The organism is Hymenobacter chitinivorans DSM 11115, assembly GCF_002797555.1.
In the GTDB taxonomy this organism is placed as follows: Bacteria; Bacteroidota; Bacteroidia; order Cytophagales; family Hymenobacteraceae; genus Hymenobacter; species Hymenobacter chitinivorans.
In genome coordinates, this window is sequence record NZ_PGFA01000003.1 from 151,686 (window position 1) to 174,869 (window position 23,184).

The window sequence follows — 23,184 nt, forward strand, 5'->3', positions numbered from 1 at the left end:
GGCGGCCCGCGCTCCGGTCCTTTGCAGGGTAAAAAACTACTACTCTCTAAAGAACCATATCACATGCGAGTTTTCGTAACCGGCGCTACGGGCTTTATCGGCTCGGCCATTGTTCAGGAATTACTCGGGGCGGGCCACCAGGTGCTCGGCCTGACCCGCTCCGAGGCGGGCGCGCAGGCCCTGACCGCGGCCGGCGCCGAGGTACACCGCGGCTCCCTCGATGACCTGGACAGCCTGCGCCGCGGGGCCCAGGCCGCCGACGGCGTTATTCATACCGCCTTCAACCACAACTTCCAGGAGTACGAGGCCGCCGGCCAAACCGACCGGCTGGCTATTGAGGCCCTGGGCCAGGTGCTGGCTGGCTCCGGGCGGCCCCTGCTCGTCACGGCCGGGCTGGCGGGCTTTGCCCCGGGTCGCCCCGCTACTGAGGACGACCTCCCCGTCGCTTTGCCCCGCCTCTCAGAGCCGACGGCTATGGCCCTGGCCGAGCAGGACGTGCGGGCCATAGTAATACGCCTGGCCGCCTCCGTCCACGACCGGAACGACCACGGCTTTGTGCCCACGCTCATCAACATTGCCCGCGAAAAAGGCGTGGCGGCTTACGTGGGCGAAGGACTGAACCGCTGGCCCGCCGTGCACCGCCTCGACGCTGCCCGCCTCTACCGCCTGGCCCTGGAGCAGGGGCAGGCCGGGGCCCGCTACCACGGCGTGGCCGACGAAGGCATTGCCCTGCGCGACCTGACCGCCCTCATCGGCCGTCACCTGGGCGTGCCCGTCGTGACCAAAACGGCGGCGGAAGCTCCCGACCACTTCGGCTGGATGGCCCGCTTCGTGGGACTCGACCTGACCGCTACCAACACCCTCACCCGGCAGCGCCTGGGCTGGCAGCCCACCCACCCCGGCCTGCTCGCCGACCTGGAGCAGGGCCACTATTTCGGGGTCTGAGTAGCCCAGTAATAGTAGCCCGGCCCGTTGAGCAAAAGGCCAAAACAGAGGCAGCCGGAATAAATCATTCCGGCTGCCTCTGTTTTGTAGAGACTCCTGGAAAGTGGAAAAACTCCCCGGCGGCGTTATTTAACTACCCCCGGGTCATTTAAACCTGCGTCCCGACTTGCTCAGCCGGAAAACAAGCCAGCCTTGCGTGCGGGCCCTGGGCCGGGGTGGGGCGGTAACCATCCGGCTTGTGGTAAGCCAGGCTTTAGCGCGGACCGGCGGGGCCCCCGACAGTCGGGGCCCGCAGGCGCAGGTACTGCTGCAGCCACACCGGGTAGAGGTTGTAGCCCACGTTCGTCAGCAGCAGCAGCGCGGCCCAGCCGAAGTAGCCGTGGGCCAACGCATAGAGGCTCACCAGCCCAAAGAACACCAGCAGCACTACATGGAACCGCTCCATGTGGTAGCTGTTTGCCACCAGGGCCCGCACCGCCCGCCGGTGGGGCACGTGCCGGTACTGCGGGTAGCGGCGGCGCAGCAACGTATTCACCAACGTGCCGTGCTGGGTGAAGCGCCCTACCACCGGCACCCCCAGCCGCCGGTACACCGCCGCCGAGCGGCTCAGCTGCCAGTGCCGAAACCACGCCTGGGGTACCAGATAGCCCAGCAGACTCACCCCCAGCAGCGCCCAGAGCCAGGGCCGGGCCATGTGCTGGTAGCAAAACACGCTCAGCGGGACCAGCGCCAGCCCCGACCACAGCACGCTCGGTACCGCATTGAGGGCGTGTACCAGGGCGGCCGAGGGAGCGGCGGGGTTTCGGCTAGTAGGCATGGCAACAGACCGGTGGGGCCGGGTTACTGCACCGGCAAGTTCACAAACGTGCCCGTCACGGCCACCGTGCACTTCTTGCGCAGCGGCTCGGGCAAGCCGGCCAGGGCGCCGGGGTCCGAGACGCTGATTTGCCGCAGCACGAAGGAGCCGGAGACCTGCCGGGCCCGGGCGTCGTACTTACTGATGGTGACCGAGCCGCTGCCCAGGGCACTGAAGTAGGTATCGATGAGGGGCCGGGCCACGGCGGGGCCCACCAGGTAGGCCCCGCCGGCACCCAGCTGGTTGATGCTGTAGAGGTAGAACGGGTGAGTGCCGGTCCAGGCGGCGCCGAGCTGGGTGGCCGGCACCATCAGGCGTACCTGCTCGGCCTGGTCGGGCACCTCCAGCACGATTTGCAGGCCCTGGTACGACGACATAAGCGCGCCCGGGCCCATGGCCGTGGCCTTAATCCGTTCGGCCGGGTAGCCGCTTTGCAGCACCAATACCGTGTCGCCGTTCGGGGTGGAGGGCGTCAGCGGATACCGCAGCTCCCGCTGCATCCGGGTTTCGGCGGCCGGCTGCGGGGCCTGGTCGGCGTCGGATTTGTCGGCGCAGGCGGGCAAGGCAATAGTGACAGCCGTGAGTAGGAGCGCGAAAAGAGGCCTCATAGGGAAGTTCGATACAAGTAAAACGATACATAGCCGGCCCCTATATTGCTACCAAACCCCGTGCAGTGCTGGCTAAGGTGGCAACTCGGGTGAGGGTGCGGTTAGGGCAACCCAAGAGCTGCTTCTGGTTAGGAGCGGCTCTTGGCGGTAAAGGTTGCAGCCCTGGTAGCCCTCCTTCTGGAACCCGAACTCCCGAAGCCTGGCTTCAAACGTGCCCGCAAACTGGGCCTTGGGATGGTAACTCAGGGCGCGCCGGACGAGCCCAAGGACAAGAACAACCACGCCGCCTGGGTGCCTCCCGACGGCGCGGTGTTAGGGTCTCGGGGCCCGGCTACGCTTGCTCCCCTGCCAGGCGGGCTCAGTGGAAATAGTAGCGCGCCCCCAGAGTCGCCCCGGAGCCCAAACCGTATGGCCACCGTTGGTACAGGTTGCCACTGGCCGTAAGATCAGTGCCCAGGCTCCATCGACGATTCAGGACGTAGCGAAAGCCGAACCCGAAGGTGTAATAGCTGTTCCAGGCCTGGGCCTGGGAAACGATGGGAGTCCAGCCGTCGGTGCTGACGTAGGTATTCAGCTTATTGTAGGTCTTGGTTTGCCGGATATGGTAGAAGCTGACTCCCGCCAACGCATCGACCTGAAACCGGCGGGTGGGTTCGGAAAACCGCACCCGCAGCAGCACGGGCACGCCCCACACGGATTCTTTAAAGGTCTCGGCCACGTAGTTGGGAGTGCCGTCGTCGGCAAAATTATCGTCCAGGCTGCCGCCGCGCCCGTGAAACAGGCCCGCTTGCAGGGTCAGCGTCGGCAAGATTTCGTACCCCGCGTGCAGGGTGGTGCCCAGCAAGTAAACGCCCTGCCCATTTCTGTCCTCCACCGCCACCGTCCGGATTTCCAGCGTTGGGTCGGCTCCCACGTACCAGCGGTAGCCGACGGGGTCGGGAGTTTGGGCCCGGCAGGCGCTGGCGCTTAGCAGGAACAAGGTGCCGGCGGCGGCTACCCGGGCATACAAGGTGGTTGCCATAACGATAGAGCTGAAAAATTGGGCTCGGCTGGAGGTAGAATGTTGGTTGCAGGATAGGGAAAGGAGCGGAAGAAGGCCGCTCTAACCCGGCCCGGCGCCCCGGTAAGCCTAGCCCCGCCGCCCGGGGTGTTCGGGCGGCGGGGGGCCGGGCGGGGCCATTTGCACCTCCCCGTCGGCTAACGAGTGGCGCGCGGCCCGCCCCGTGGGGCAGGAGCCCCCGCCGCTCCTAGTAGCTTTCCTTCTGGAAGCCGAACTCCCGGAGCTTGGCCTCGAACGTATCCGGGAACTGGGCCTTGATGTGGTGAATCAGGGCGCGCAGGGCCTTGCGCACCTGTTCCTCGCCCTGGTCCTTGCTGCTCACCTTGCCGCTACGCTCCCCGCTGGTATCGGAGCTGTCCTTCACCAGGGCCTTGTACTCGGTTATTAGCGGCTCCCAGTGGGCGGTGCCGTACTTGTTCTTGTCGAACTTGTGCGCCTTGAGGGCCTTGAGCAGCTTATCCAGCGACTTCACCCGCTCGGTGCGGTGGCGGGGCAGCTGATAGGACTTGTTTACTTTCTCGATTCCAAACTCGCCGTAGTAGGCTTTTTTGTCGTCGTTGGCCTCGGCCAGGTAGCCTTTCACGTAGCGCAGGCTTTGGTTGAGCAGCGTGTCCAACGTCTGCAGGCGCCTGGATTGCGGGGTGCGGGCATCACCGGCCGCATCGGCTTCGTCACGGCTCTCGGCGAAGGCCGCGGCCTGGGCGGCAAAGTCGGTCTTGCTGAGCCAGAGCAGCACGGGCAGCTCGGAGGCTTGCCAGGCTTTGGCGGCATTCGTGGCTACTTCCGCCAGGGCAATGGCCGAAGTGGGTAGTTGGCTGGCCCGGTTCACGGACTTGGTGGGTTCAGTGGGCGCGGCGGCCGACTCGGTAGCTTTACTAGACATTGATAAAAGGGGTTAAAGGATACAACGTCAGGAATATACCGTTCTGCTTATCTATTCCCAAGCAGAATCCTCACGGCCTGAAAACAAATGTTTTAGAGCCCTGAGGAATCCTCACTCGACCCAAACAAAAAAATATAGACCGTGAGGACTCCTCACGGTCTGCCAACGATTGTTTCCGGGCCGTGAGGAATCCTCACCGGGTATAAATAAAAATTTCCAAGCCGTGAGGATTCCTCAGGGCTTGGAAACTTTTGTAGGAGAGGGGTGAGGAGTTTCTACCGGCCGTATGTTTGCGAGCTTCCCACACTATCATTCCGTTTCAGCGCATGCCAGGCTACAAACTATACCTAGATGATATCCGCACGCCGAAGGGAGAGGGCTGGACCGTCGTAAGGAGCTTCGATGAGTTTGTCGCGACTATCAACCAACTCGGCCTGCCCCAGGAAATATCCTTCGACCATGACCTGGGCTGGGACGACGAGCACGACTGCGAACTGAAAAGCGGCTACGACTGCGCCAAGTGGCTGGTCGAAAATGATCTGGTGGTCGAAAACTTCAACGTCCACTCGGCCAACCCGGTAGGAGCCGAGAACATCAACCGCCTGCTCCAAAACTTCCTGAAGTTTAAGCAGGGCTTACGCTAACCTTCGCGGCAGCCTCGCGCAGTCGCTCGGCTGTGCCGAGTGACGACTACGCTCTGAGCAGCTCTGCTGCGAATCCGCCCGCGCCGCCAGGGTGTAGAGACGCATACTTGCGTCTCAATCGTTGACCGAGATTCGTGCTTGCGGCGCGGACAATGAGACGCAAGTATGCGTCTCTACACGCAGGCGGCGATGGGCATGAATAACCCAAGCGGCGCGGGACCCTCGCGGCACAGCCGCTCCAGCGTAAGCGTCACTCAGCAATAGCCGAGCGACTGCAGGGGGTGGGGGAGTTATTCTAGATCTGGAATATCCTGTGTCGGCTTACACTGGCAAATAGCTTCAATAGCCTCTTCTCCACTGCTAGCAATGAAGCAGAGGATGTCATCATAGCCGCCGTATACTTTGCCAGTGTCACTCATGAAGAGCAGTAAATGGCTGCCATAGGCTTCCCCTATCACGCAAAGCTTGTCGGTACCGAGCCGCTGTGCATAGTTCTTCTGCACCCAGTACACGTCTATACCAGCTGCTGCGTCGGCGGCATCGAAGTGGAAAGTATCTGTCCCATCGTACCGGGGAAACGTTATCCGCAAGCCTCCAAATTCGCTTAGGAACTTCTCAACTACGGGAAGCCACGGATATCCTTCGAGGGAAAGGGCCAACCGGTAGCGCAGGGTAATGATGTGCCTTCCGGGTTGCCATCCGGCCTTTATCAATAGGCTCTGAGTAGAAGCGGATAAGGGAGGCATAAATGGATTGGTAAGTTGGGCTGAATTATTTCCTCGCGCAGTCGCTCGGCTGTGCCGAGTGACGACTACGCTCTGAGCAGCTCTGCTGCGAATCCGCCCGCGCCGCCTGGGTGTAGAGACGCATACTTGCGTCTCAATCGTTGACCGAGATTCGTGCTTGCGGCGCGGACAATGAGACGCAAGTATGCGTCTCTACATCGTTCAGCGGCGTTGTGCATCAATAACCCAAGCGGCGCGGGACCCTCGCGGCACAGCCGCTCCGGTGTAAGCGTCACTCGGCACAGCCGAGCGACTGTGGCGAAAGGTACAACCTCCACGGTGTTACTGGGCACGAGTTATGCTGCGCTAAACTCGCGCCAGTTGAAGCTTAATTCTTATGAGCTGGCAGGAGCCTTGCTTTAAGCCGGTGTAGATACTTAGCCAGGGAATAAGCCGCCCAATTGTATTCCTCGTAGCCGGAACACTGCATGGTTGGGCCACCATAGGCTGGTTGAGAAAAGCGCACGATTAGGTAGTTATCCAAGTCATGTGAAGAAGGTTGCAGCGGGTATTTAAGGTTATAGAGTTCAGGGGAAGCAGCAATAGCGAAAACCCCGCGAGTCATTTGGTAGATAGTATCGACGTACGCTCGGCTCAGCGCCATCCGTACCGTGTCCATAGGTACTTGGCGGGTTCTCGGCATCCAGCCTTTCGGTTGCTCCACGGTGTAGTAACGGGAGTAGTGATACAACGTCGCGTAGCTAGTCGGCTGGCCCTGCTGCCGGACCCAGGCATCCGGAATCGATACCTTGAAGGCAGATTGTACCCCGCCCATTGGGCTAGTGTCCTCTACTTCCAAACTGTAATCATGAAACCCCAGCGGAGTAGCTTTGTCCGGAGTCGATGTGCAGTTGCTCAAACCAAGTGAGCAGCAGAAGGCAGCTGTCAGCCAGCCTTTATTAAGCGCCATAGGTGAATGGGTTAGCGGAGTATAATGTCAAAAGGCCGCTATTCATAGCTTGAATAGCAGCCTTTCGATTAGTTAATTAGGATTTACGGCCTTCCCTTACGAGCCGCAGGCCTCGCAGGCGTCCGGGTTATCCAGCGGGCAAGTCATGTCCGCAGCATTCTGAGCCGATACGTCCAGAGGCTCCAAAGTTTCGGCGGCTTGCTTTATCGTGCTACAGCCGCGGCTACCGGTATTGGGCATCAGGAGGGAGCTTGCCCGTTTTCTTTAAGTACGCAAACAACTCCCGCTTTGACAGAGGGCCGCTAATGCGGCCAGCTACCCATTCTTCGTCGGTCTTACCGTTCATAGAAAGGTTACTCGGATTCTTCGGCGAGTCGGCGGAGGACAACGTCTTGGATGGTTTCATAACGGGGGAGCTCTACGTCGTCAATGACAAGCGTTTGTCCGACAACGGTATAAAGAACGGCAATAAACTTTCGGTGGTTCGTATATCCTACGATTTCAATCTGTCCATTCGTCCGCAAGTATGTTTGGGCACGTTCCGCAACTTCGAGCAGATGGGTTATTTCATCCAAATGAATACTGACGCTGTTAATCCAGTGCAAGTTGACTTTGGCGAAGTCAATTTCGTAGTTCCCGAACATAGAAGCAAAGTATGAAGTGTACTCAGATTAGTCTGGCACCCGGAACTTGTTACCAAGAAAAAAGAAAAGCCGCCCTATCTGAGGCGGCTTTTCTTGGGTGCTAGTCTCGTCCTGTTTACGGAGGGGCTACACTAGCCGTTACCCGCCCTACGACCCGCAGGCCTCGCAGGCGTCCGGGTTATCCAAGGAGCAGGCCATGTCCGAGGCGTTCTGGGCCGATACGTTCAGGGGCTCCAGGGTTTCGGCAGCTTGCTTCTGCACCGTGAACTTGATGGCGTCGGCGGCGGCTTTGGTGCGCAGGTAGTACATGCCGGTTTTGAGGCCCTTCTTCCAGCTGTGGAAGTGCATGCTGGTCAGCTTGCCGAAGTTCACGTTCTGCACGTGCAGGTTCAGGCTCTGGCTCTGGCAGATGTAGGCACCCCGGTCGGCCGACATGTCAATGATGCGGCGCTGGGAAATCTCCCACACCGTCTTGTACAGGTCCTTGATGTGCTGCGGGATGGTGGGAATGTCCTGCACCGAGCCGTTGGCGGCAATGATGTCGTTCTTCATCTGCTCGTTCCAGATGCCGAGCTTCACCAGGTCCTTCAGCAGGTGCTTATTCACCACCATAAACTCGCCGCTGAGCACGCGCCGCACGTAGATGTTGGAGGTGTAGGGCTCAAACGACTCGTTGTTGCCCAGGATCTGCGCCGTGGAGGCGGTCGGCATGGGGGCTACCAGCAGGGAGTTGCGCACGCCGTGCTCGACTACCTCGGCCCGCAGCGTTTCCCAGTCCCAGCGGCCCGACTCGGGCGTTACGCCCCAGAGGTCGAACTGGAACTTGCCCTTGCTCAGCGGGGAGCCGGGGAAGGTTTCGTAGGCGCCGTTCTTCTTGGCCAGGTCCTTGGAGGCCGTCATGGCCGCGAAGTAGATGGTTTCGAAGATGTCCTTGTTCAGGCCCGTGGCTTCGTCGCTCTCGAAGGGCATGCGCAGGGCAATGAAGGTATCGGCCAGGCCCTGCACGCCCAGGCCGATGGGGCGGTGGCGCATGTTGCTGCGCTCCGCTTCCGGCACGGGGTAGTAGTTGATGTCGATTACCTTGTTGAGGTTCTTGGTGGCGTGATACGTCACCTCATACAGCTTCTGGTGGTCGAACACCAGGTGGCCGCCTTCTTCCTTCAGGAAGCGGGGCAAAGCCAGCGACGCCAGATTGCAGACGGCAATTTCGTTTTCGTCGGTGTACTCCATAATCTCGGTGCACAGGTTCGACGACTTGATGGTGCCCAGGTTCTGCTGGTTGCTCTTGCTGTTGGCGGCATCCTTGAAGAGCATGTAGGGCGTGCCGGTTTCGGTCTGGCTTTCCAGGATGGCGAACCACAGGTCCTGGGCCTTCACGGTGCGGCGGCCACGGCCTTCGCGCTCATACTTGGCGTACAGCTTCTCGAATTCCTCACCCCAGGTGTCGCCCAGGCCGGGGCACTCGTTGGGGCACATCAGCGTCCAGTCGCCGTTGGCTTCCACCCGCTTCATGAACAGGTCGGGGGTCCAGAGGGCGTAGAACAGGTCCCGGGCGCGGTTTTCTTCCTTGCCGTGGTTTTTCTTCAGGTCCAGGAAGTCGAAGATATCGGCGTGCCAGGGCTCGATGTAGATGGCGAAGGCGCCTTTGCGCTTCCCACCGCCCTGGTCTACGTAGCGGGCCGTGTCGTTGAACACCTTCAGCATCGGGATGATGCCGTTGGAGGTGCCATTCGTGCCCTTGATGTAGGAGCCCGTGGCGCGCACGTTATGAATGCTGAGGCCAATGCCGCCGGCCGACTGCGAAATCTGGGCGCAGTTCTTCAGCGTGTCGTAGATGCCCGTGATGGAGTCGTCCTTCATCGTGAGCAGGAAGCAGGAGCTGAGCTGGGGCTTGGGCGAGCCGGCGTTGAACAGCGTGGGCGTAGCGTGGGTAAACCAGCGTTCCGACATCAGCTCGTAGGTTTCAATAGCCGACTCGATGTCCTCCTTGTGAATACCGATGGCCACGCGCATGAGCATGTGCTGGGGGCGCTCAATGACTTTGCCATCCACGCGCAGCAGGTAGCTTCGTTCCAGGGTCTTGAAGCCGAAGTAGTCGTAGCTGTAGTCGCGGTCATAGATAATGGCCGAGTCCAGGGTAGCGGCGTGCTTGTGCACAATCTCCCACACGTCCTTGGCAATCAGCGAGGCATTCTCGCCGGTCTTGGGGTCCTCGTAGGTATAGAGGCGCTTCATGGTGCTCGAAAACGACTTCGAGGTCACCTTGTGCAGGTTGCTCACCGCAATGCGGGCCGCCAGGATGGCGTAGTCGGGGTGCTTGGTGGTGAGCGAAGCAGCGGTTTCGGCCGCCAGGTTGTCGAGCTCCACGGTCGTTACCCCGTCGTAGATGCCGTCGATAACCTTCTTGGCTACCTCAATCGGGGAGACGAAGTTTTGGTTGAGCCCGTAGCAGAGCTTCTCGATGCGTGCCGTGACTTTGTCGAATTTCACGGATTCGCGGCGGCCGTCGCGTTTGATTACCAGCATAAGCGTGCGAGGTTGTGTTGGATTTATGGTTGGAATACACCACGCCGTGAAAGGGCGGGGACTACGTGCAAAAAGCAGGGTGCCGGGGAACTAATCCGGTGTTCTTGATGCGGAAGATATCCGCTTCCGTTGGGTAGGACAAACGGAAAGTTTAGAAGTTTTCCACATTAGCCGAAACCGCACAGTATAAGGGGTTTTCCTTGCTAATAAGCCTAGCAGCAAGACTATGTTAAGCTTGCGAAATTGGGTTGCTCGTTTTGCGGAAAATTGGTAGGCGTGAGCTTCGGCAGAGCCTCCGTGCGGTGGGCTTAGCCGGCGGGCTACAGCGGGATAATAGGAATATAGCAGGAACGATTCTACCTTCCGCAAATGGCCGCCGCTGTGCGCAGGCTGGCCCGGCAGTATCTCTTGCTTGTTTGATTCTCCGTTCCGTGTATTTTCCGTTTTAACTACTACCCTATGCAACCGTATTTACCCTTCTGGCCCGCCCGAACAGCGTGGGCTCCAACCCGCAAGTGGCTGGCCGCAACGGCCCTACTGACCCTGCTGCTGGGCGGCAACGCGTACCAGGCTCAGGCCCAAACCTGGAAAGGCTTTGTGGGCCGCCCCACGCTGGGTGCCAGCAGTTCGTATTTGCCCGGTAAGCCTTGCCCCGATGCCGATGGCAACATCTACGTCACGGGTTCTTTCACCGGCCAAGTGACGTTTGGCGCCACCACCCTGACTTCGGTCGGTACGGCGAAAGACATTGTTGTGGCCAAATGGAACACGACTACCGAAAGCTGGGTATGGGCCATAGCGGCTGGGGGCACCGGCGCAGAAAGCGGGGTTGATTTGGCCGTAGTAGGCTCCAGCGTGTACCTGGTTGGGGCCATGAATGGCAACGGAACTACTGGTCAGCCGGTCAGCTTCGGCAGCATCGTGGTGGCCGGGCCGAATACGGATGTCCGCTTTGACTCTTTTATTGCCAAGCTGACCGACAACGGCAGCAGTGCCAACTGGGTGTGGGCCAAAAGAGCTGGTAACGGGCCGAACCGACCTTATAATATCGTCGTCAATGGCGCTAATATTTACATTGCAGGTTCGGTAGGTGGTTACTACCTCCAGTACTACACGCCCATTACCATGTGCAATGGCACTTTTAGCGCCTATGACTTCGGTATGGACAACTTCGTAGCCAAAGCCATTGATAAGGGTACCAGCGCGGACTGGGCCTGGTTGCAAACCGCCGGTGGTGACCAAGATGATGTACTAGGCGGAGAAGTAGCCGTGAGTGGCAATAGCGTGTATCTGGTAGGTGCCGGTAAGGCCAATAACTCTGGCTATGCCATAAGCGGTTTGTGGACGCAACTACACTTTGGCTCATCCAGGGCTACGGCTACCCCTGTACTGGGTGCCACCGCGCAGTATTCAGAGGACGTGTACGTGGCGAAGTACAATGATGCCGGCGCGACCAGCAGTCTTGTTTGGGCTGCGGTTGGAGGCGGAACCAACCTTGACCAGGCCTACGAGTTGGCGGTTAGCGGAAGCTCCGTGTACGTGGGGGGGCGGTCAAATAATAACTCGCAGGGCGTCCATTTTGGTAACGCTTCCGTCCCTTCTGCCGGGACCAACGAAAACTTTTTTGTCGCCAAGCTTTCTGATTTAGGCACTACGTCTAGCTGGGATTGGGCCACCTCGGCCATAGGCCCCAATGGGGTTAGTGGGCTGGAAGCTAATGGGTCTAACGTGTACGTGTTGGGCTCTTACGCCAATGATGCGGCCAATAGTAGCGCCATGATGATTGGTTCGTTGCCGTTGCCCGGCACTTCCCCTACCCGCACGAGAGACACCTTCTTAGGCAAGCTGGTTGATTCGGGCACTGCCGCCAACTGGGCCTGGGTACAGGGAGTAGGCGGCAGTGGTACCGACACTCCGGATGATTACAGTGGGCAACAGCTAAGCATTCAAGGCAACCGAATTTATTCCACCTTCAGGGTGGGTAGCACTACCTCCACCTTCGGCTCCCTGACGCTGAACGGGGCCGGGCCGATCGTGGCTATTCTGGAAGATACGCCGCCGCTCAACAACTTGGTAGTAACCGGCGCGCAGGACGTGCAGGGCACGTACCAGAACGTAACCATCGACAGCAGCGGCGTGGCCACCCTGACCGGCCCGCTCACGGTAAACGGCACGCTCATAGTGAAGCGCAAAGGCGTGCTCAATACCAACTGCCAGCCCGTTACCGGCAGCGGCAGCTTCGTGCTGGCCGCCCAGGGCACCTTACGCATCTGCGACGCCCAGGGCATTGCCAGCACCGGCACCACCGGCGCCGTGCAGCTCAGCGGCAGCCGCTCCTTCAGCCCCGCCGCCAGCTACGAATACAGCGGCAGCGGCGCCCAGGTGACCGGCTCGGGCCTGCCCACGCAAGTGCGCGACCTGACTGTAAACAAGACCAGCGGCGCCCTGACGCTGTCGGGCCCGCTGAGCGTGGCCCAGGTGCTGCGCCTGAGCCAGGGCGACCTGCTCACCAACGGCCAGGCCCTGACCTTGCTTTCCGGACCAGCCGGCACCGCCCTGATTGACAACACTGGCGGCGTAGTGACGGGCCCGGGCACGATGCAGCGCTACATCAGCCCCACCCGCAACGGGCAGTCGGGCTACCGGCACTACGCCAGCCCGGTTACCGGCAACACCCTGGCCGACTTGGCCACGGCAACTTATTCGCCGGTGGTGAATGCCGACTACAACACAGTGGGCAACACCGTCACGCCGTTTCCCACCGTATTCCGCTACGACGAAAGCCGCGTACCTGCCACGGGCAGCGCCGACGACTTTACTCAGGGCTATGCCTCGCCGGCTAGCCTGGCGGAGTCGATGAACGACAACCTGCGCGGCTTCACGGTGCAGATTCCGGCTACTGAGCTGGTTGACTTTACGGGTTCATTTCGCTCGGGTACGCACACGGCCACGGGCCTCACCTACGGCGCCGGCGCCCAGGCGGGCTGGCACCTGCTGGGCAACCCCTTCCCGTCGCCTATTAACTGGGCGACGCTAACCAGTGCCAACCTCGTCAACATGGGGCAGGCCGTGTACGTGTTTCAAAGCACGGGCCCCTACGAAGGCACTTACCGCAGCTATAGCAACGGGGTGGGGGCCTCCCCACTGATTGCCGCCGGGCAAGCCTTTTTCGTGCGTGTGGCGGCCCCCGGGCAAACGGGAAGCCTGACGCTGGGCACGGCCAACCGGGTGACGAGCTTTGATGCCGAGCCTACCTTTAACCGACCCACAACGGACACCCGCCCCCAGTTGCAGCTCACGTTAAACGGCGCTGGTGCCGGCTCCGACGAAGCCTACGTCTACTTCCAGGAAGGGGCTACCGTCGTTGCTGATGCTAGCTACGACGCCTACAAGCTGCGCAATACCAGCGGTGCCAGTCTCTTTACTACCGCCGGTGCGCAGGAGCTCAGCATCAATGGGTTGCCGCCCTTCACGAGCGAAGTGGTAGTGCCCTTGCGTGTGGAAGGTGCCGCGGCGGGAAGCTTTACGCTCACGGCCAGCCAGCTACTCAACTTCCCGGCTACCACCCAAGTGCTGCTCCAGGATGCCCAAACCGGCACTCTGACGGACCTGCGCCAGGGGGCGGGCTACTCCTTCAGCCTGCCTACTGCTTCGGCTGGTTCGCGCTTCAGCCTGCGGTTCCGCCCTGGTACGGTTACCAGCACGCAGTCGGCACAAGCCGCTCAGGTAGCGGTGTACCCCAACCCGGCCCATACTTCCTTCACGCTCGTAATGCCTGCGGTGGGCGCGGGGCAAATCCTGCAGGCTACTCTGGTCAATAGCCTGGGCCAGCAGGTGCAGCAGTGGCAGCTGCCCCAGGGCGCGGCCGGCATCCGCACCGAGCTCAACATCGGGAAGCTGGCGGCGGGTGTATACTCGCTGCAACTGCAAACGGCCGGTTTCCGGGTGGCCAAGCGCGTGGTTGTCCAGTAGCCACTACCAAAGGTCTGCACTGCAGCGTCTTAAACAAAAAGTCCCTGGCTAGCGTCGGGGGCTTTTTGCGTTTGCGCGGTACTCTATTGCCAGGCGTAGGCGAAGCAGCCACTTAGCCGCCGGATACTCTCGTTGGTGAGAAATGGGTATATCTGCCGCAGGCGGTGCTCTACTTGCGGCAGCACAGTGTCCAAGGCTTCCTTCGTCCAGTCAACCGGGTAGTCCAGCGCTGTGTGGTAGGCGTCTTGCACCAAAGCATAGGTAGCAAGTCCGTACCGGGTCTTGATTTGCGCGGCCGTCTGCTCATTAAGCCAAGGGTGCAGGCCGGCAATAGCCTCGTTGGCCCGGGCCCATGTAGTTGGGGGAATATCCATTGGTGCTACCAACAAAAACGGCCCGCTGCACTTAACAACGGGCCGAATTGAAATCAAATCGTATCAATGACTTAAAAGTCCTCGTCGAGGGAGAAGGCGTTTTCGGTCCGCTCGCTCATCACGCCGGCCTTCTGGTATTCGGCCACGCGCTTCTCGAAGAAGTTGGTCTTGCCCTGCAGCGAAATCATTTCCATGAAGTCGAAGGGGTTGGTGGAGTTGTAGATTTTGCTGTAGCCCAGGCTCTGCAGCAGGCGGTCGGCCACAAACTCAATGTACTGGGCCATGCTCTTGGCGTTCATGCCAATCAGGTTCACGGGCAGGGCATCGGTCACGAACTCCTGCTCGATGCTCACCGCGTCGCGGATGATGCTGTGCACCCGCTCCTCGGAGAGTTTATTCTGCAGGTAGCTGTAGAGCAGGCAGGCGAAGTCGCAGTGCAGGCCTTCGTCGCGCGAAATCAGCTCGTTGCTGAAAGTCAGGCCCGGCATCAGGCCGCGCTTCTTGAGCCAGAAGATCGAGCAGAACGAGCCCGAGAAGAAGATGCCTTCCACGGCGGCAAAGGCAATGATGCGCTCGGCAAAGTTCTCGGAGTTGATCCACTTCAGGGCCCACTCGCCTTTCTTCTTCACGCAGGGCACGGTTTCGAGGGCGTTGAAGAGGCGGTCCTTCTCCTGGGGATTCTTGATGTAGGTGTCAATCAGCAGGGAGTAAGTCTCCGAGTGAATATTTTCCATCATGATCTGGAAGCCGTAGAAGCAGCGGGCTTCGGGCATCTGCACTTCCTGCATGAAGTTGACGGCCAGGTTCTCGTTGACGATACCGTCGGAGGCGGCAAAGAAGGCCAGCACGTGCGAAATGAAGTGCCGCTCGTTGTCGTTGAGGCCGTCCCAGTCCTTCTGGTCCTGGGAGAGGTCAATTTCTTCGGCGGTCCAGAAGGAGGCTTCGGCCTTCTTGTACATCTGCCACACATCGTCGTTTTGGATGGGGAAGAGCACAAAGCGGTTGGGATTCTCGACGAGCAAGGGTTCCATGGCGGGGGAAGTAAGGCGTGGAAAGAACTTCTAACAAAACCTGAACAGGCAGGAAGAACAGCTAAGCCAACCCCGGGCCAGGGCGAAATGTTTGGCCGCTTTTTGGGGCTGCTGCGCCGGGTCGAAGCATCAAATATAAACCTCGGCCCGACCGTATTCACGTTTTTTCTCCGCTAATTTTTCTGTATGACTTCCGGACATCCACCGGGCGGGCCTTTCCCATAATGGGCCCGGAAGGGTGCAAATACCCCGATTTTAGAAAAGTTATCCACATTTCACCTGTGGACAAGATAGTTTATCCACAAATTTAGTATGCGCACACCCGCTCAGGCGTTCCTTAAGGGACTATCAGCGGACCGCGTGGGGTAGGTGTGGGGGCTGGCAGCCCACCCGAGTGAATGATGATTAACGAGTTAGGCTTGCTTTTGTGAAATGGAACTTCTACTTTTGCCTTCCATTTTTCAGAAACCGCGAAGACGCCGATGTACGCAATTGTCAACATAGCCGGGAAACAGACCAAGGTCGAAGCCAATAAATTTGTATACGCCCACCGTTTGGCTGGCAACGTCGGCGATACGGTAGAGCTGGGCAAAGCCCTGCTGACCGACAGCGACGGAACCATCACCATTGGTTCGCCCACGCTGGACGTAACCGTAACGGGCACCATCCTGTCGCACGTACAGGGCGACAAGGTGCTGGTATTTAAGAAGAAGCGCCGCAAGGGCTACAAGAAGCTGAACGGTCACCGTCAGCAGTTCACCAAAGTAATGATCAACAGCATCGGCTAATTAGGGCTTAGTTGTTAGTGCTTGGTGCCTGGATAACTCCAGCGTCGCTCGGCTCTAACGCGACATTCTAAGCACTGATAACCAAGCACTAAGTACTAAATACAATGGCACACAAGAAAGGCGTAGGTAGCTCCAACAACGGCCGCGAATCTCATTCTAAGCGCTTGGGCGTGAAGATCTTCGGCGGTCAAGATATCATTGCTGGTAACATCATCGTGCGTCAGCGCGGCACCAAGCACCACCCCGGCCAGAACGTGGGTATCGGCAAGGACCACACGCTGTTCGCTATGGTGGACGGCACGGTTCAGTTCCGCAAAGGCCGCAAGGACCGTTCGTTCGTAACGGTTGTTCCGGTTAGCGAAACCACCGAAGCTGCTGCTTAAGTAACTTCGTCGCCGCTCTCTGGAGCTGGTTTGACACAGAAAAGGGATAGTCCTACCGGGCTATCCCTTTTTGCGTTGCTTTCTTGCGAAGCGCCGAACTCAGGCCTAAGTAAGCTGATACAGTACGGGCTTGCTGGGACTGGCATCCAGCTCCAGGCTGGTGATTTGGAGGTTGAGCAAATACAGCCCATCGGGCACCTCGTCGGGCACGAAAATGAGCTCAGTAATGGTGCAATGGGTGCGGGTGCGCTCGGGATATTGCCAAAAGGCGTGGTGAGCCAGCAAGGCCCCCTGGTCTTCCTCCCGGTCGACGCTGGGTAAGTCGAGCAATAAGTGCTCAATATGATGGGCCACGAGGTAGTGGGCCAGCGCCGGTTCCAGATACGTGGGGTTGGTGCCCGAATACTGGCGGTGGCGCTTGGCCTGCTCGTTGGGCAAGGTGCGCAGCACCAGGGCCTCGGGCGCTACGGCCGCCGCTTCGAGCAGGGGCTGCACATCGGCCAGCAGGATTACCAGGTCGCCATTCGACTGTTTGCGCGGAGCTACCGAAATGAGTTGGGCCACGAACAGGAAGCGGCGCAGGCAGCGGTTGAGCGTGGCCTCGGGCGCGGGGCTGATGTGGCCGTAGCACTCGGTGTGGGTGCCGTTGCCGTGGGGCGTGACGTGCACGCGCTGGTAGTTGGTACTGCCGCCCAGCGCCACGCTGCCCACGAAGCTGCCCACGCGAATCGTCTCGAACTCTACCGGCTCGGCCCACCAGCAGTTGACCTGCCCGGGGCCGGGCGCCAGGGGCAGGGAAATGTCGAGCGGGGTGGTGGGGTCGAAAGAAAACGTGCGGCCGTGGTGGGAATAGGTAGCAGACATGGGCTGAGTGAAGCGGCGAGGATGGCCCGAAGATAAGCGCCTAACGCTACGGCCGGTAAGCAACCGGCTGTAGCTCCATCGTAACCAGCTATCCGCTGCACTAAGCTGGCTGGGCCAAGCCGACTACTACCAGCCTACTCGGCGGGCAGGGCGTTGAGAATCCGGCTGATTTCGGGGGCGTGGCTTAGAATCATGAAGTGGGTGCCGCCCGGAATGAGGTACTCCACCGGCGTGGGGCCGGGCGGAAAAACCCGGTCGTGGGAGCCCAGAATCTGGATGCTGCGGCCTACGTTGGTACTGTCCCAGTGCAGGAGCCGGTCGATAGCCCAGCGGGTGTAGGCGGGTTCCATGTCCTTAAGAATCTGCTTGAAAACCTGGTACTCCTCCCCATTATTGACCCCGAAATACCACTGCCCGGCCCGGGGAAAGAGCTTGAGCAGCTGGGGCGGTACCAGCTTATAGACCCGGGTAGCCCGGATAACGCGCAGCAGCCGGGGCAGGGCGTCGGCGTCGGGGATGCTGGATACCAGCACGGCGCGGGCGCGGGGGCGCAGCCGGGCAATTTCCAGGGCCACGACACCCCCAAACGAGACGCCCACCACGAAGCAGGGCTGGTCGGGCGGCACGGCCTGGGCTATGCGGGCCACGTAGTGAGGCAATGTTTCGGTGGGCTCGGGTGTCAGCCAGTATACTACGTGGGCCTCGCCGTCGAGCAGGGGCAACAGGTTTTGGAATACCCGCTCATCGGCTCCCAGGCCGGGAATCAGGTAGAAGACGCGGGCAGCAGAAGGCACGGAGCAGCAGGTTAGGGTTAGCGCGAGAAGCAGCCATTTCACGGCTCCAGGCGCATAAACACGCCTTCCAGGTAAAATATATTGTGGGGCATGCTGTCCTCGTCGTCCTCGGGCTCGTCGGCGGGGTAGGTGCAGGACAGCTTTAGGGCCACGCCGTCCAGGGGCACGGGCGGGGAATCCTCAGTGGTATACTCCAGCAGGCAGGGCCAGTCGGTAACGGTGGCCAGGGCGTCGGCAATCTGCTCCTGCAGAGCCTCGGCGCGGGAGCCGGCCAGGCGCAGCAGCAAATCGAGAGTGGGAAACTGCAGTCCTAAGTGGAAGAAGTGGATGTCGTCGTCAAAAAACGTGGTGGCCCACACCGTCACGTCGTCGGTGTTATCAAAGACAATGGCCGTAATCTGGACTTGCTCGACGAAAAAGTCGGTGTCATCCACAAGAGCATCAACGAGGCGTTTCATCTTCTGAACATACGTAAATCCAAGCCGCGAACTAAGCTGATTACGCAGATTTCCCCGATTTTGACGGCCCGTTTCGGCAAGCCGCTAAGAAGTAAGACGTTAGCGCAACGTCGAAAACAGAACTAGCTCTGGGCTTCCGGCTCCAGAAACAGCTCCAGCGTAATCTGGTCAGCCAGTAGCTTGCCCCGGTCGGTGAGCACCAGCTGGGAGCCGTGCACGGTGGCCCAGCCGTTGTGCGCCAGCTCCTGCAGGTAGGCGGCCCGGGCCGTGCGTAGGTCCGTGCCCAGGGTGTGGTGCAGGTAGTCCAGGTCGCAGCCCCGGCTGGTGCGCAACGAGGTCATCAGGTACTCGTTGGCGCGGTCGGTGGGCGAGAGGGTTTCGGTGGTGGCCGGCACCACGCCCTGCTCCAGCACGCTGCTCACGTACTGCGGGTTGTGGGCCACGGCGTACTGCCGGCTGTGCCCATTAAAGGAGTGGGCACTCGGGCCCAGCCCCAGGTAGGGCACGCCGCGCCAGTAGTTCGAGTTGTGGCGCGACTCCCGGCCGGGCCGGCAGAAATTCGAAATTTCGTACTGCTCGTAGCCGTGGGCGGGCAGGTTCTGGAGCAGCATTTCAAACTGCTGGGCCACGAAGTCGTCGGGAGGGGCCGTGAACGAGCCTTTGCGCAGGCGGCGGCCAAACACGGTGTCGGGCTCGATGGTGAGGGCGTAGCACGACAGGTGGGGCACCTGCAGGGCAAATGCGGCGGCCATATCCTGCTCCCACAGGCTATGGTCGGGGGCGGGCACGCCGTAAATCAGGTCCACCGAAATATTCTCGAAGCCCGCGTCCTGGGCCGTGCGCACTGCCGTCGTGGATTCCTGGGCCGAGTGGGCGCGGTTCATCAGGCGCAAGTGGGGCTCGTGGAAGCTTTGCAGGCCGATGCTGAGCCGGTTGACGGGGGAGGCGGCCAAGTCCCGCAGCTTGGCCGGCGTCAGGTCGTCGGGGTTGGCTTCCAGGGTAATTTCCGCCTGCGGACTAACCGGGAAATGCCGGTAAATAGCCTCGAATAGCGTATTCAGCTCGGCCTCGGTCAGCAAGGAAGGCGTGCCGCCGCCAAAGTAGATGGTTTCCAGCGTGGCGGCCGGCCCCAGGTAGTCCCGGCGGATTTCCAGCTCCCGCACCAGCGCGTCGACCAGCTTGCTTTTCAGGCCCATGGACGTGCTGAAGTGGAAGTCGCAGTAGTGACAGGCCTGTTTGCAGAAGGGAATGTGGAGGTAGATGCCAGCCATGGAAAAGGGAAAAGCGCCCCGCGGAAAAGTCGGGTAACGCTGGAAAACAGCGCCGGGCCGGTGCTTCGTTCACTGCCCGGGCTGCCGAAAGGGCCCGACGCCGTATTTTCGGGAAATTAAAAGCGCGTTTTCGCGTTTGTGTTTCCAAATGTACGCCCGCGCCCTCGTTTTCCTGTTTTTGGCTAGCTGCCTGCTCGGCGGCTGGCCCGGGGCCGCGCGGGCCCAAACCCCGACGTTGCCGGTGCCCAACCAGCCCGGCCTGAGCACCCCGCCCCCGCCCCCACCGCCAGCCCGGCCCGATTCCAGCCTGCGGGCTCGGGCAGTTCGTGCGACTCGCCGCCTCGTTATCCGGCTCGAAACCGAGGCCGCCGACCAGGCCCTGCTGCGCCGCTACCGCTACCGCAGCGTGGTGCCCGATTCGCTGGCGGCCTTCCGCGAGGTGCGCGAGCTGGTACTGGCCTTGCAGGCCGCTTCCTACCTGACGGCCTCGGCCGACGGCATGCGCTGGAGCCACGACACGCTGCGGGTGCAGCTCTACGTGGGCGAGAAATTCCGCTGGGCCCGGCTGCGCAACGGCAACCTCGGCGACGGGCTCATGACCCGGGCCGGCTACCGCGAAAAGCTCTACAATCGCACGCCCTTCGAGCCCGACGAGTGGCGCAAGCTGCAGCAGAACATCCTTGCCGAAGCCGAAAACCAGGGCTACCCCTTCGCTACCGTTCGTCTCGACTCCCTGGGGCTGCGCGGGGCCGATATCAGCGGCCGGGTGGTGCTGGACCGGGGCCGGGTCGTGGTTTTCGACTCGATTCAGCTAGTGGGCAAAACCAAGACGAAAAAGCGGTTTCTGACCAAGTACCTGCAGATTTTTCCCAACCAGCCCTACAACCAGCAGCGCGTGGACGCCGCGGCGCGCCTGCTGCGGCAACTGCCCTACCTGCAGGTGCAGGCCGAGCCCGAAGTACGCTTTTTCCAGGGCAAGGCCCGGCTGTATCTGCTGCTCGAAGACCGGCCCTCCAATCAGTTCGACGCCATTGTGGGCGTGCTGCCTAACCCTTCGCCGGGCGTGGGCCAGAAGAAGCTGCAGCTCACCGGCGACGTCAACATCAACCTGCGCAACCTGAGCGGGGGCGGCAAGCAGGTGGGGCTGCAGTGGCGCAAGCTCGACGCGGCTTCCCAGCAGCTGGCGGCCCACTACGTGCACCCCAACTTCTTCGGGACGCCGCTGGAACTGGGCGGCAACTTCGAGCTCTACCGGCAAACCAACGCCTTTCTGACGGTGCAGCCCCGCCTGCAAATTACCTACCCCACGGTACGGGCCGGGCGCATCAGCTTTTTTACCGAGCGCCGTAGCTCCCGCCTGCTGAGTGACAAGCCCAAAAGTCTGCGGGAGCTGGATAAGCTGCCCGACAACATTGACTCGCAGTATAACTCCTACGGCCTCGACTACAACTGGAACAGCCTCGACGACTTGCTCTTTCCGCGCCGGGGCTTCCTAGCGGCGGGGCAGGCGGCCGTGGGTACCAAGCGCATCACCAAGAATGCCGACCTGGAAGACTCGCTCTACAACCGGGTACCCCTGCAAACCACCCAGGTAACGCTGGGCCTGCGCTTGGAGCGCTACTTCCGCATCGGGCGCAACGGCGTGCTGCTTACCCGGCTGCGGGGTGAGTCGCTGGTAAACGAGCGGCTGTTTCTCAACGACATGTTTCGCCTCGGCGGGCTGGCCACGCTGCGCGGCTTCAACGAGTATGCTTTCTACGCCAACACCTACGGCATCGGGACCGCCGAATTCCGGCAGTTTACCGGCGCCGACTCCTTCGTATTCCTCTTCGTGGACCAAGCCTACCTGCGCCGCGACTTGCTGAACGACAAAACCCGGGAGGCCCCCACCGGCCTGGGGGCGGGCCTGAGCTTCCGCACCGGGGCCGGTTTGTTCCAGTTTGTGTACTCGGTGGGCCGCTCCGACAACCAGCGCATGTCGCTGAGCAATTCCAAGATTCACTTCGGCATTATCAGCCGGTTTTGACTTCGCTCAAGGCGCACAGAAAAGCCCGCTCTGCAAACCAGAGCGGGCTTTTTACAATCCGGAAACTACCCTGAGCTACTTCAGCGCATTTTTCAACTCGCCGGCGGCCAGGTCCTGGGCTTCTTTGGCCTGGGGCACCACGGCACTCATGCCGAAGAATTCGTGGGTCACGTTGTCGTAGTTCTGGTATTTGACTGCAATTCCGGCGGCCTGCAGCTTGTCGGCGTAGGCCTTCCCCTCGCTCATCAGCGGGTCGATGCCGGCCGTGATGACCGTGGCGGGCGCCAGGCCCTTCACGTTCGGGGCCTTCACCAGCGAAATCAGCGGGCTGTTGCCGTCGGCCGGGGTACGCAGGTAGTGCTTGAAGAACCAGGCCATAAATGGTTTGCTCAGCGGCTTGGCCTGGGCATTCTTCTGGTACGACTCGGTATTCATGCTGTAATCGGCAATGGGATACACCAGCAGCTGGTGCTTGGGCTGCATCACGCCTTTGTCGCGGGCCATCATGCACACGGCCGCGGCCAGGTTGCCGCCGGCACTTTCGCCCGCCACCGCCACGCGCTTAGGGTCACCCTTGATGGAAGCAGCATTTTTGAGCACCCACTGGTAGGCGGCAAACGAGTCGTTGTGGGCCGTGGGAAACTTGTTTTCCGGAGCCTGCCGATATGCCACCGACACAAAGACGGCGTTGGTTTTCTCAGCCAGGGCCCGCACCGAGGGGTCGTACGTGTCCAGGTTGGCAATAACCCAGCCCCCGCCGTGGTAGTACACCACCACCGGTAGCGGGCCGGTGGCGCCCTTGGGAATATAAATTCGGGCCTTCACGCCCGGCGCCACTTCTTTGCTCATGGTATCGAGGGGGGAAGGCGGGGTGGGAATCCCAAAGTCCTTCATGACGGCCATGGTGGCGTCGGTGGCGGAAGGAGCTTTGCGCACCTCGGCTGGCATGAGGGTTTCGGGTGGGGTGGGGCCCTGCAGCGCGGCCAGCTTCTCAATAACGGTTTGCATCTCGGGCGCTATGTTGGGCGCCCACGCCGGAGCCGGGCCGGCGGGCTGCACGGGCTTAGGAGCCGCCGTAGCGGCCGAATCCGTTACGGCTGCGTCGGCAGTGGTGGTGGATTCGGTGGTTTGCTCGCTCGTAGCGGAGGAGTTGCAGGAGGCTAGGCCCAGCGAAGAGGCAAACAGAGCAGCGGCCAGCCACGCGGGGCGGCCGGCAAAAAGAACAGAACTAGTCATGGTGTAGTGGTTGAGAGCAGTTGAGCTTGTTCTCCCAGTACGCCCCGTTGAGTTAAATGTTTGTGTAATTCTAATTTTCAGTAGGATATAACAATACTGCTATACAGTGTTGTCCAACCAAAATAA

General features: G+C 60.7%; 21 protein-coding genes. 6 read left to right on the forward strand and 15 right to left on the reverse strand.

Annotated elements, in window-relative coordinates; genetic code table 11:
- Nucleotides 1-63 precede the first annotated feature (63 nt).
- The gene (locus tag CLV45_RS17760) at nucleotides 64-945 is read left to right on the forward strand and encodes an SDR family oxidoreductase (protein ID WP_100337820.1); all 882 of its coding nucleotides are present in this window, start codon (nucleotides 64-66) and stop codon (nucleotides 943-945) included.
- Nucleotides 946-1,198: 253 nt separating this feature from the next.
- Here the strand turns inward: CLV45_RS17760 and CLV45_RS17765 are convergent, their stop codons facing one another.
- The 4 genes from CLV45_RS17765 to CLV45_RS17780 form a co-directional block, all read right to left on the reverse strand.
- The gene (locus CLV45_RS17765; protein WP_100337821.1) at nucleotides 1,199-1,762 is read right to left on the reverse strand and encodes a glycosyl-4,4'-diaponeurosporenoate acyltransferase CrtO family protein; all 564 of its coding nucleotides are present in this window, start codon (nucleotides 1,760-1,762) and stop codon (nucleotides 1,199-1,201) included.
- A 23-nt stretch (nucleotides 1,763-1,785) separates the two neighbouring features.
- Nucleotides 1,786-2,409: a hypothetical protein gene (locus CLV45_RS17770; protein ID WP_157807620.1), complete on the reverse strand. Its 624-nt coding sequence runs from the start codon at nucleotides 2,407-2,409 to the stop codon at nucleotides 1,786-1,788.
- A 358-nt stretch (nucleotides 2,410-2,767) separates the two neighbouring features.
- A complete protein-coding gene (locus CLV45_RS17775) occupies nucleotides 2,768-3,430 on the reverse strand; it encodes an outer membrane beta-barrel protein (RefSeq protein WP_100337823.1) in 663 nt (220 codons plus the stop codon).
- Nucleotides 3,431-3,656: 226 nt separating this feature from the next.
- The gene (locus tag CLV45_RS17780; protein WP_100337824.1) at nucleotides 3,657-4,352 is read right to left on the reverse strand and encodes a hypothetical protein; all 696 of its coding nucleotides are present in this window, start codon (nucleotides 4,350-4,352) and stop codon (nucleotides 3,657-3,659) included.
- 326 nt (nucleotides 4,353-4,678) lie between these two features.
- On the opposite strand from CLV45_RS17780, the gene CLV45_RS17785 reads away from it, so the two are divergent.
- Complete coding sequence (locus CLV45_RS17785) at nucleotides 4,679-4,996, forward strand: cyclic-phosphate processing receiver domain-containing protein (RefSeq protein ID WP_100338253.1); 318 nt, start codon at nucleotides 4,679-4,681, stop codon at nucleotides 4,994-4,996.
- A gap of 290 nt (nucleotides 4,997-5,286) precedes the next feature.
- Here the strand turns inward: CLV45_RS17785 and CLV45_RS17790 are convergent, their stop codons facing one another.
- The 4 genes from CLV45_RS17790 to CLV45_RS17805 all read right to left on the reverse strand — a co-directional run bounded on the left by CLV45_RS17790 (nucleotide 5,287) and on the right by CLV45_RS17805 (nucleotide 9,861).
- Nucleotides 5,287-5,742 (reverse strand): SUKH-3 domain-containing protein, encoded by a 456-nt coding sequence (locus CLV45_RS17790; protein ID WP_100337825.1) that lies wholly within the window; start codon nucleotides 5,740-5,742, stop codon nucleotides 5,287-5,289.
- A gap of 367 nt (nucleotides 5,743-6,109) precedes the next feature.
- The gene (locus CLV45_RS17795) at nucleotides 6,110-6,691 is read right to left on the reverse strand and encodes a hypothetical protein (RefSeq protein WP_157807621.1); all 582 of its coding nucleotides are present in this window, start codon (nucleotides 6,689-6,691) and stop codon (nucleotides 6,110-6,112) included.
- A gap of 353 nt (nucleotides 6,692-7,044) precedes the next feature.
- Entirely contained in the window at nucleotides 7,045-7,335 is a 291-nt protein-coding gene (locus CLV45_RS17800; RefSeq protein ID WP_100337827.1) for a hypothetical protein, read from the reverse strand.
- Between the two features lie 147 nt (nucleotides 7,336-7,482).
- Nucleotides 7,483-9,861, reverse strand: a complete 2,379-nt coding sequence (locus CLV45_RS17805) for a ribonucleoside-diphosphate reductase subunit alpha (RefSeq protein WP_100337828.1) — start codon at nucleotides 9,859-9,861, stop codon at nucleotides 7,483-7,485.
- A gap of 459 nt (nucleotides 9,862-10,320) precedes the next feature.
- Between CLV45_RS17805 and CLV45_RS17810 the strand changes: the two genes are divergently transcribed.
- A complete protein-coding gene (locus CLV45_RS17810; RefSeq protein ID WP_100337829.1) occupies nucleotides 10,321-13,833 on the forward strand; it encodes a T9SS type A sorting domain-containing protein in 3,513 nt (1,170 codons plus the stop codon).
- An 83-nt stretch (nucleotides 13,834-13,916) separates the two neighbouring features.
- Here CLV45_RS17810 and CLV45_RS17815 read toward each other — a convergent pair whose 3' ends face one another.
- Together CLV45_RS17815 and CLV45_RS17820 are read right to left on the reverse strand one after the other, a co-directional pair.
- Nucleotides 13,917-14,207: a hypothetical protein gene (locus CLV45_RS17815; protein WP_100337830.1), complete on the reverse strand. Its 291-nt coding sequence runs from the start codon at nucleotides 14,205-14,207 to the stop codon at nucleotides 13,917-13,919.
- 71 nt (nucleotides 14,208-14,278) lie between these two features.
- On the reverse strand, nucleotides 14,279-15,238 hold the full coding sequence (locus CLV45_RS17820) for a ribonucleoside-diphosphate reductase small subunit (protein ID WP_100337831.1): 960 nt from the start codon (nucleotides 15,236-15,238) through the stop codon (nucleotides 14,279-14,281).
- Between the two features lie 482 nt (nucleotides 15,239-15,720).
- On the opposite strand from CLV45_RS17820, the gene rplU reads away from it, so the two are divergent.
- Nucleotides 15,721-16,026, forward strand: a complete 306-nt coding sequence (gene rplU / locus CLV45_RS17825) for a 50S ribosomal protein L21 (RefSeq protein ID WP_100337832.1) — start codon at nucleotides 15,721-15,723, stop codon at nucleotides 16,024-16,026.
- A 104-nt stretch (nucleotides 16,027-16,130) separates the two neighbouring features.
- Nucleotides 16,131-16,409, forward strand: a complete 279-nt coding sequence (gene rpmA, locus CLV45_RS17830; RefSeq protein ID WP_100337833.1) for a 50S ribosomal protein L27 — start codon at nucleotides 16,131-16,133, stop codon at nucleotides 16,407-16,409.
- Between the two features lie 105 nt (nucleotides 16,410-16,514).
- On the opposite strand, the gene CLV45_RS17835 is transcribed toward rpmA, so the two are convergent.
- The 4 genes from CLV45_RS17835 to hemW all read right to left on the reverse strand — a co-directional run bounded on the left by CLV45_RS17835 (nucleotide 16,515) and on the right by hemW (nucleotide 19,796).
- Nucleotides 16,515-17,273: a cyclase family protein gene (locus tag CLV45_RS17835; RefSeq protein ID WP_100337834.1), complete on the reverse strand. Its 759-nt coding sequence runs from the start codon at nucleotides 17,271-17,273 to the stop codon at nucleotides 16,515-16,517.
- Between the two features lie 134 nt (nucleotides 17,274-17,407).
- Nucleotides 17,408-18,067, reverse strand: coding sequence for an alpha/beta fold hydrolase (locus CLV45_RS17840; protein ID WP_157807622.1), 660 nt, complete (start codon nucleotides 18,065-18,067; stop codon nucleotides 17,408-17,410).
- Nucleotides 18,068-18,105: 38 nt separating this feature from the next.
- The gene (locus CLV45_RS17845) at nucleotides 18,106-18,525 is read right to left on the reverse strand and encodes a hypothetical protein (protein ID WP_100337836.1); all 420 of its coding nucleotides are present in this window, start codon (nucleotides 18,523-18,525) and stop codon (nucleotides 18,106-18,108) included.
- A gap of 122 nt (nucleotides 18,526-18,647) precedes the next feature.
- On the reverse strand, nucleotides 18,648-19,796 hold the full coding sequence (hemW, locus tag CLV45_RS17850; RefSeq protein ID WP_100337837.1) for a radical SAM family heme chaperone HemW: 1,149 nt from the start codon (nucleotides 19,794-19,796) through the stop codon (nucleotides 18,648-18,650).
- Nucleotides 19,797-19,944: 148 nt separating this feature from the next.
- On the opposite strand from hemW, the gene CLV45_RS17855 reads away from it, so the two are divergent.
- Entirely contained in the window at nucleotides 19,945-21,822 is a 1,878-nt protein-coding gene (locus CLV45_RS17855; protein WP_100337838.1) for a BamA/TamA family outer membrane protein, read from the forward strand.
- A gap of 75 nt (nucleotides 21,823-21,897) precedes the next feature.
- On the opposite strand, the gene CLV45_RS17860 is transcribed toward CLV45_RS17855, so the two are convergent.
- A complete protein-coding gene (locus CLV45_RS17860) occupies nucleotides 21,898-23,058 on the reverse strand; it encodes an alpha/beta hydrolase (RefSeq protein ID WP_100337839.1) in 1,161 nt (386 codons plus the stop codon).
- Nucleotides 23,059-23,184: the final 126 nt, after the last annotated feature.

Excerpts from the sequence above, each read along its gene's own strand:
- CLV45_RS17760 (WP_100337820.1), top strand. The coding sequence starts at position 64 with ATGCGAGTTTTCGTAACCGGCGCTACGGGCTTTATCGGCTCGGCCATT.
- CLV45_RS17765 (WP_100337821.1), bottom strand. The coding sequence starts at position 1,762 with ATGCCTACTAGCCGAAACCCCGCCGCTCCCTCGGCCGCCCTGGTACAC.
- CLV45_RS17770 (WP_157807620.1), bottom strand. The coding sequence starts at position 2,409 with ATGAGGCCTCTTTTCGCGCTCCTACTCACGGCTGTCACTATTGCCTTG.
- CLV45_RS17775 (WP_100337823.1), bottom strand. The coding sequence starts at position 3,430 with ATGGCAACCACCTTGTATGCCCGGGTAGCCGCCGCCGGCACCTTGTTC.
- CLV45_RS17780 (WP_100337824.1), bottom strand. The coding sequence starts at position 4,352 with ATGTCTAGTAAAGCTACCGAGTCGGCCGCCGCGCCCACTGAACCCACC.
- CLV45_RS17785 (WP_100338253.1), top strand. The coding sequence starts at position 4,679 with ATGCCAGGCTACAAACTATACCTAGATGATATCCGCACGCCGAAGGGA.
- CLV45_RS17790 (WP_100337825.1), bottom strand. The coding sequence starts at position 5,742 with ATGCCTCCCTTATCCGCTTCTACTCAGAGCCTATTGATAAAGGCCGGA.
- CLV45_RS17795 (WP_157807621.1), bottom strand. The coding sequence starts at position 6,691 with ATGGCGCTTAATAAAGGCTGGCTGACAGCTGCCTTCTGCTGCTCACTT.
- CLV45_RS17800 (WP_100337827.1), bottom strand. The coding sequence starts at position 7,335 with ATGTTCGGGAACTACGAAATTGACTTCGCCAAAGTCAACTTGCACTGG.
- CLV45_RS17805 (WP_100337828.1), bottom strand. The coding sequence starts at position 9,861 with ATGCTGGTAATCAAACGCGACGGCCGCCGCGAATCCGTGAAATTCGAC.
- CLV45_RS17810 (WP_100337829.1), top strand. The coding sequence starts at position 10,321 with ATGCAACCGTATTTACCCTTCTGGCCCGCCCGAACAGCGTGGGCTCCA.
- CLV45_RS17815 (WP_100337830.1), bottom strand. The coding sequence starts at position 14,207 with ATGGATATTCCCCCAACTACATGGGCCCGGGCCAACGAGGCTATTGCC.
- CLV45_RS17820 (WP_100337831.1), bottom strand. The coding sequence starts at position 15,238 with ATGGAACCCTTGCTCGTCGAGAATCCCAACCGCTTTGTGCTCTTCCCC.
- rplU (WP_100337832.1), top strand. The coding sequence starts at position 15,721 with ATGTACGCAATTGTCAACATAGCCGGGAAACAGACCAAGGTCGAAGCC.
- rpmA (WP_100337833.1), top strand. The coding sequence starts at position 16,131 with ATGGCACACAAGAAAGGCGTAGGTAGCTCCAACAACGGCCGCGAATCT.
- CLV45_RS17835 (WP_100337834.1), bottom strand. The coding sequence starts at position 17,273 with ATGTCTGCTACCTATTCCCACCACGGCCGCACGTTTTCTTTCGACCCC.
- CLV45_RS17845 (WP_100337836.1), bottom strand. The coding sequence starts at position 18,525 with ATGAAACGCCTCGTTGATGCTCTTGTGGATGACACCGACTTTTTCGTC.
- hemW (WP_100337837.1), bottom strand. The coding sequence starts at position 19,796 with ATGGCTGGCATCTACCTCCACATTCCCTTCTGCAAACAGGCCTGTCAC.
- CLV45_RS17855 (WP_100337838.1), top strand. The coding sequence starts at position 19,945 with ATGTACGCCCGCGCCCTCGTTTTCCTGTTTTTGGCTAGCTGCCTGCTC.
- CLV45_RS17860 (WP_100337839.1), bottom strand. The coding sequence starts at position 23,058 with ATGACTAGTTCTGTTCTTTTTGCCGGCCGCCCCGCGTGGCTGGCCGCT.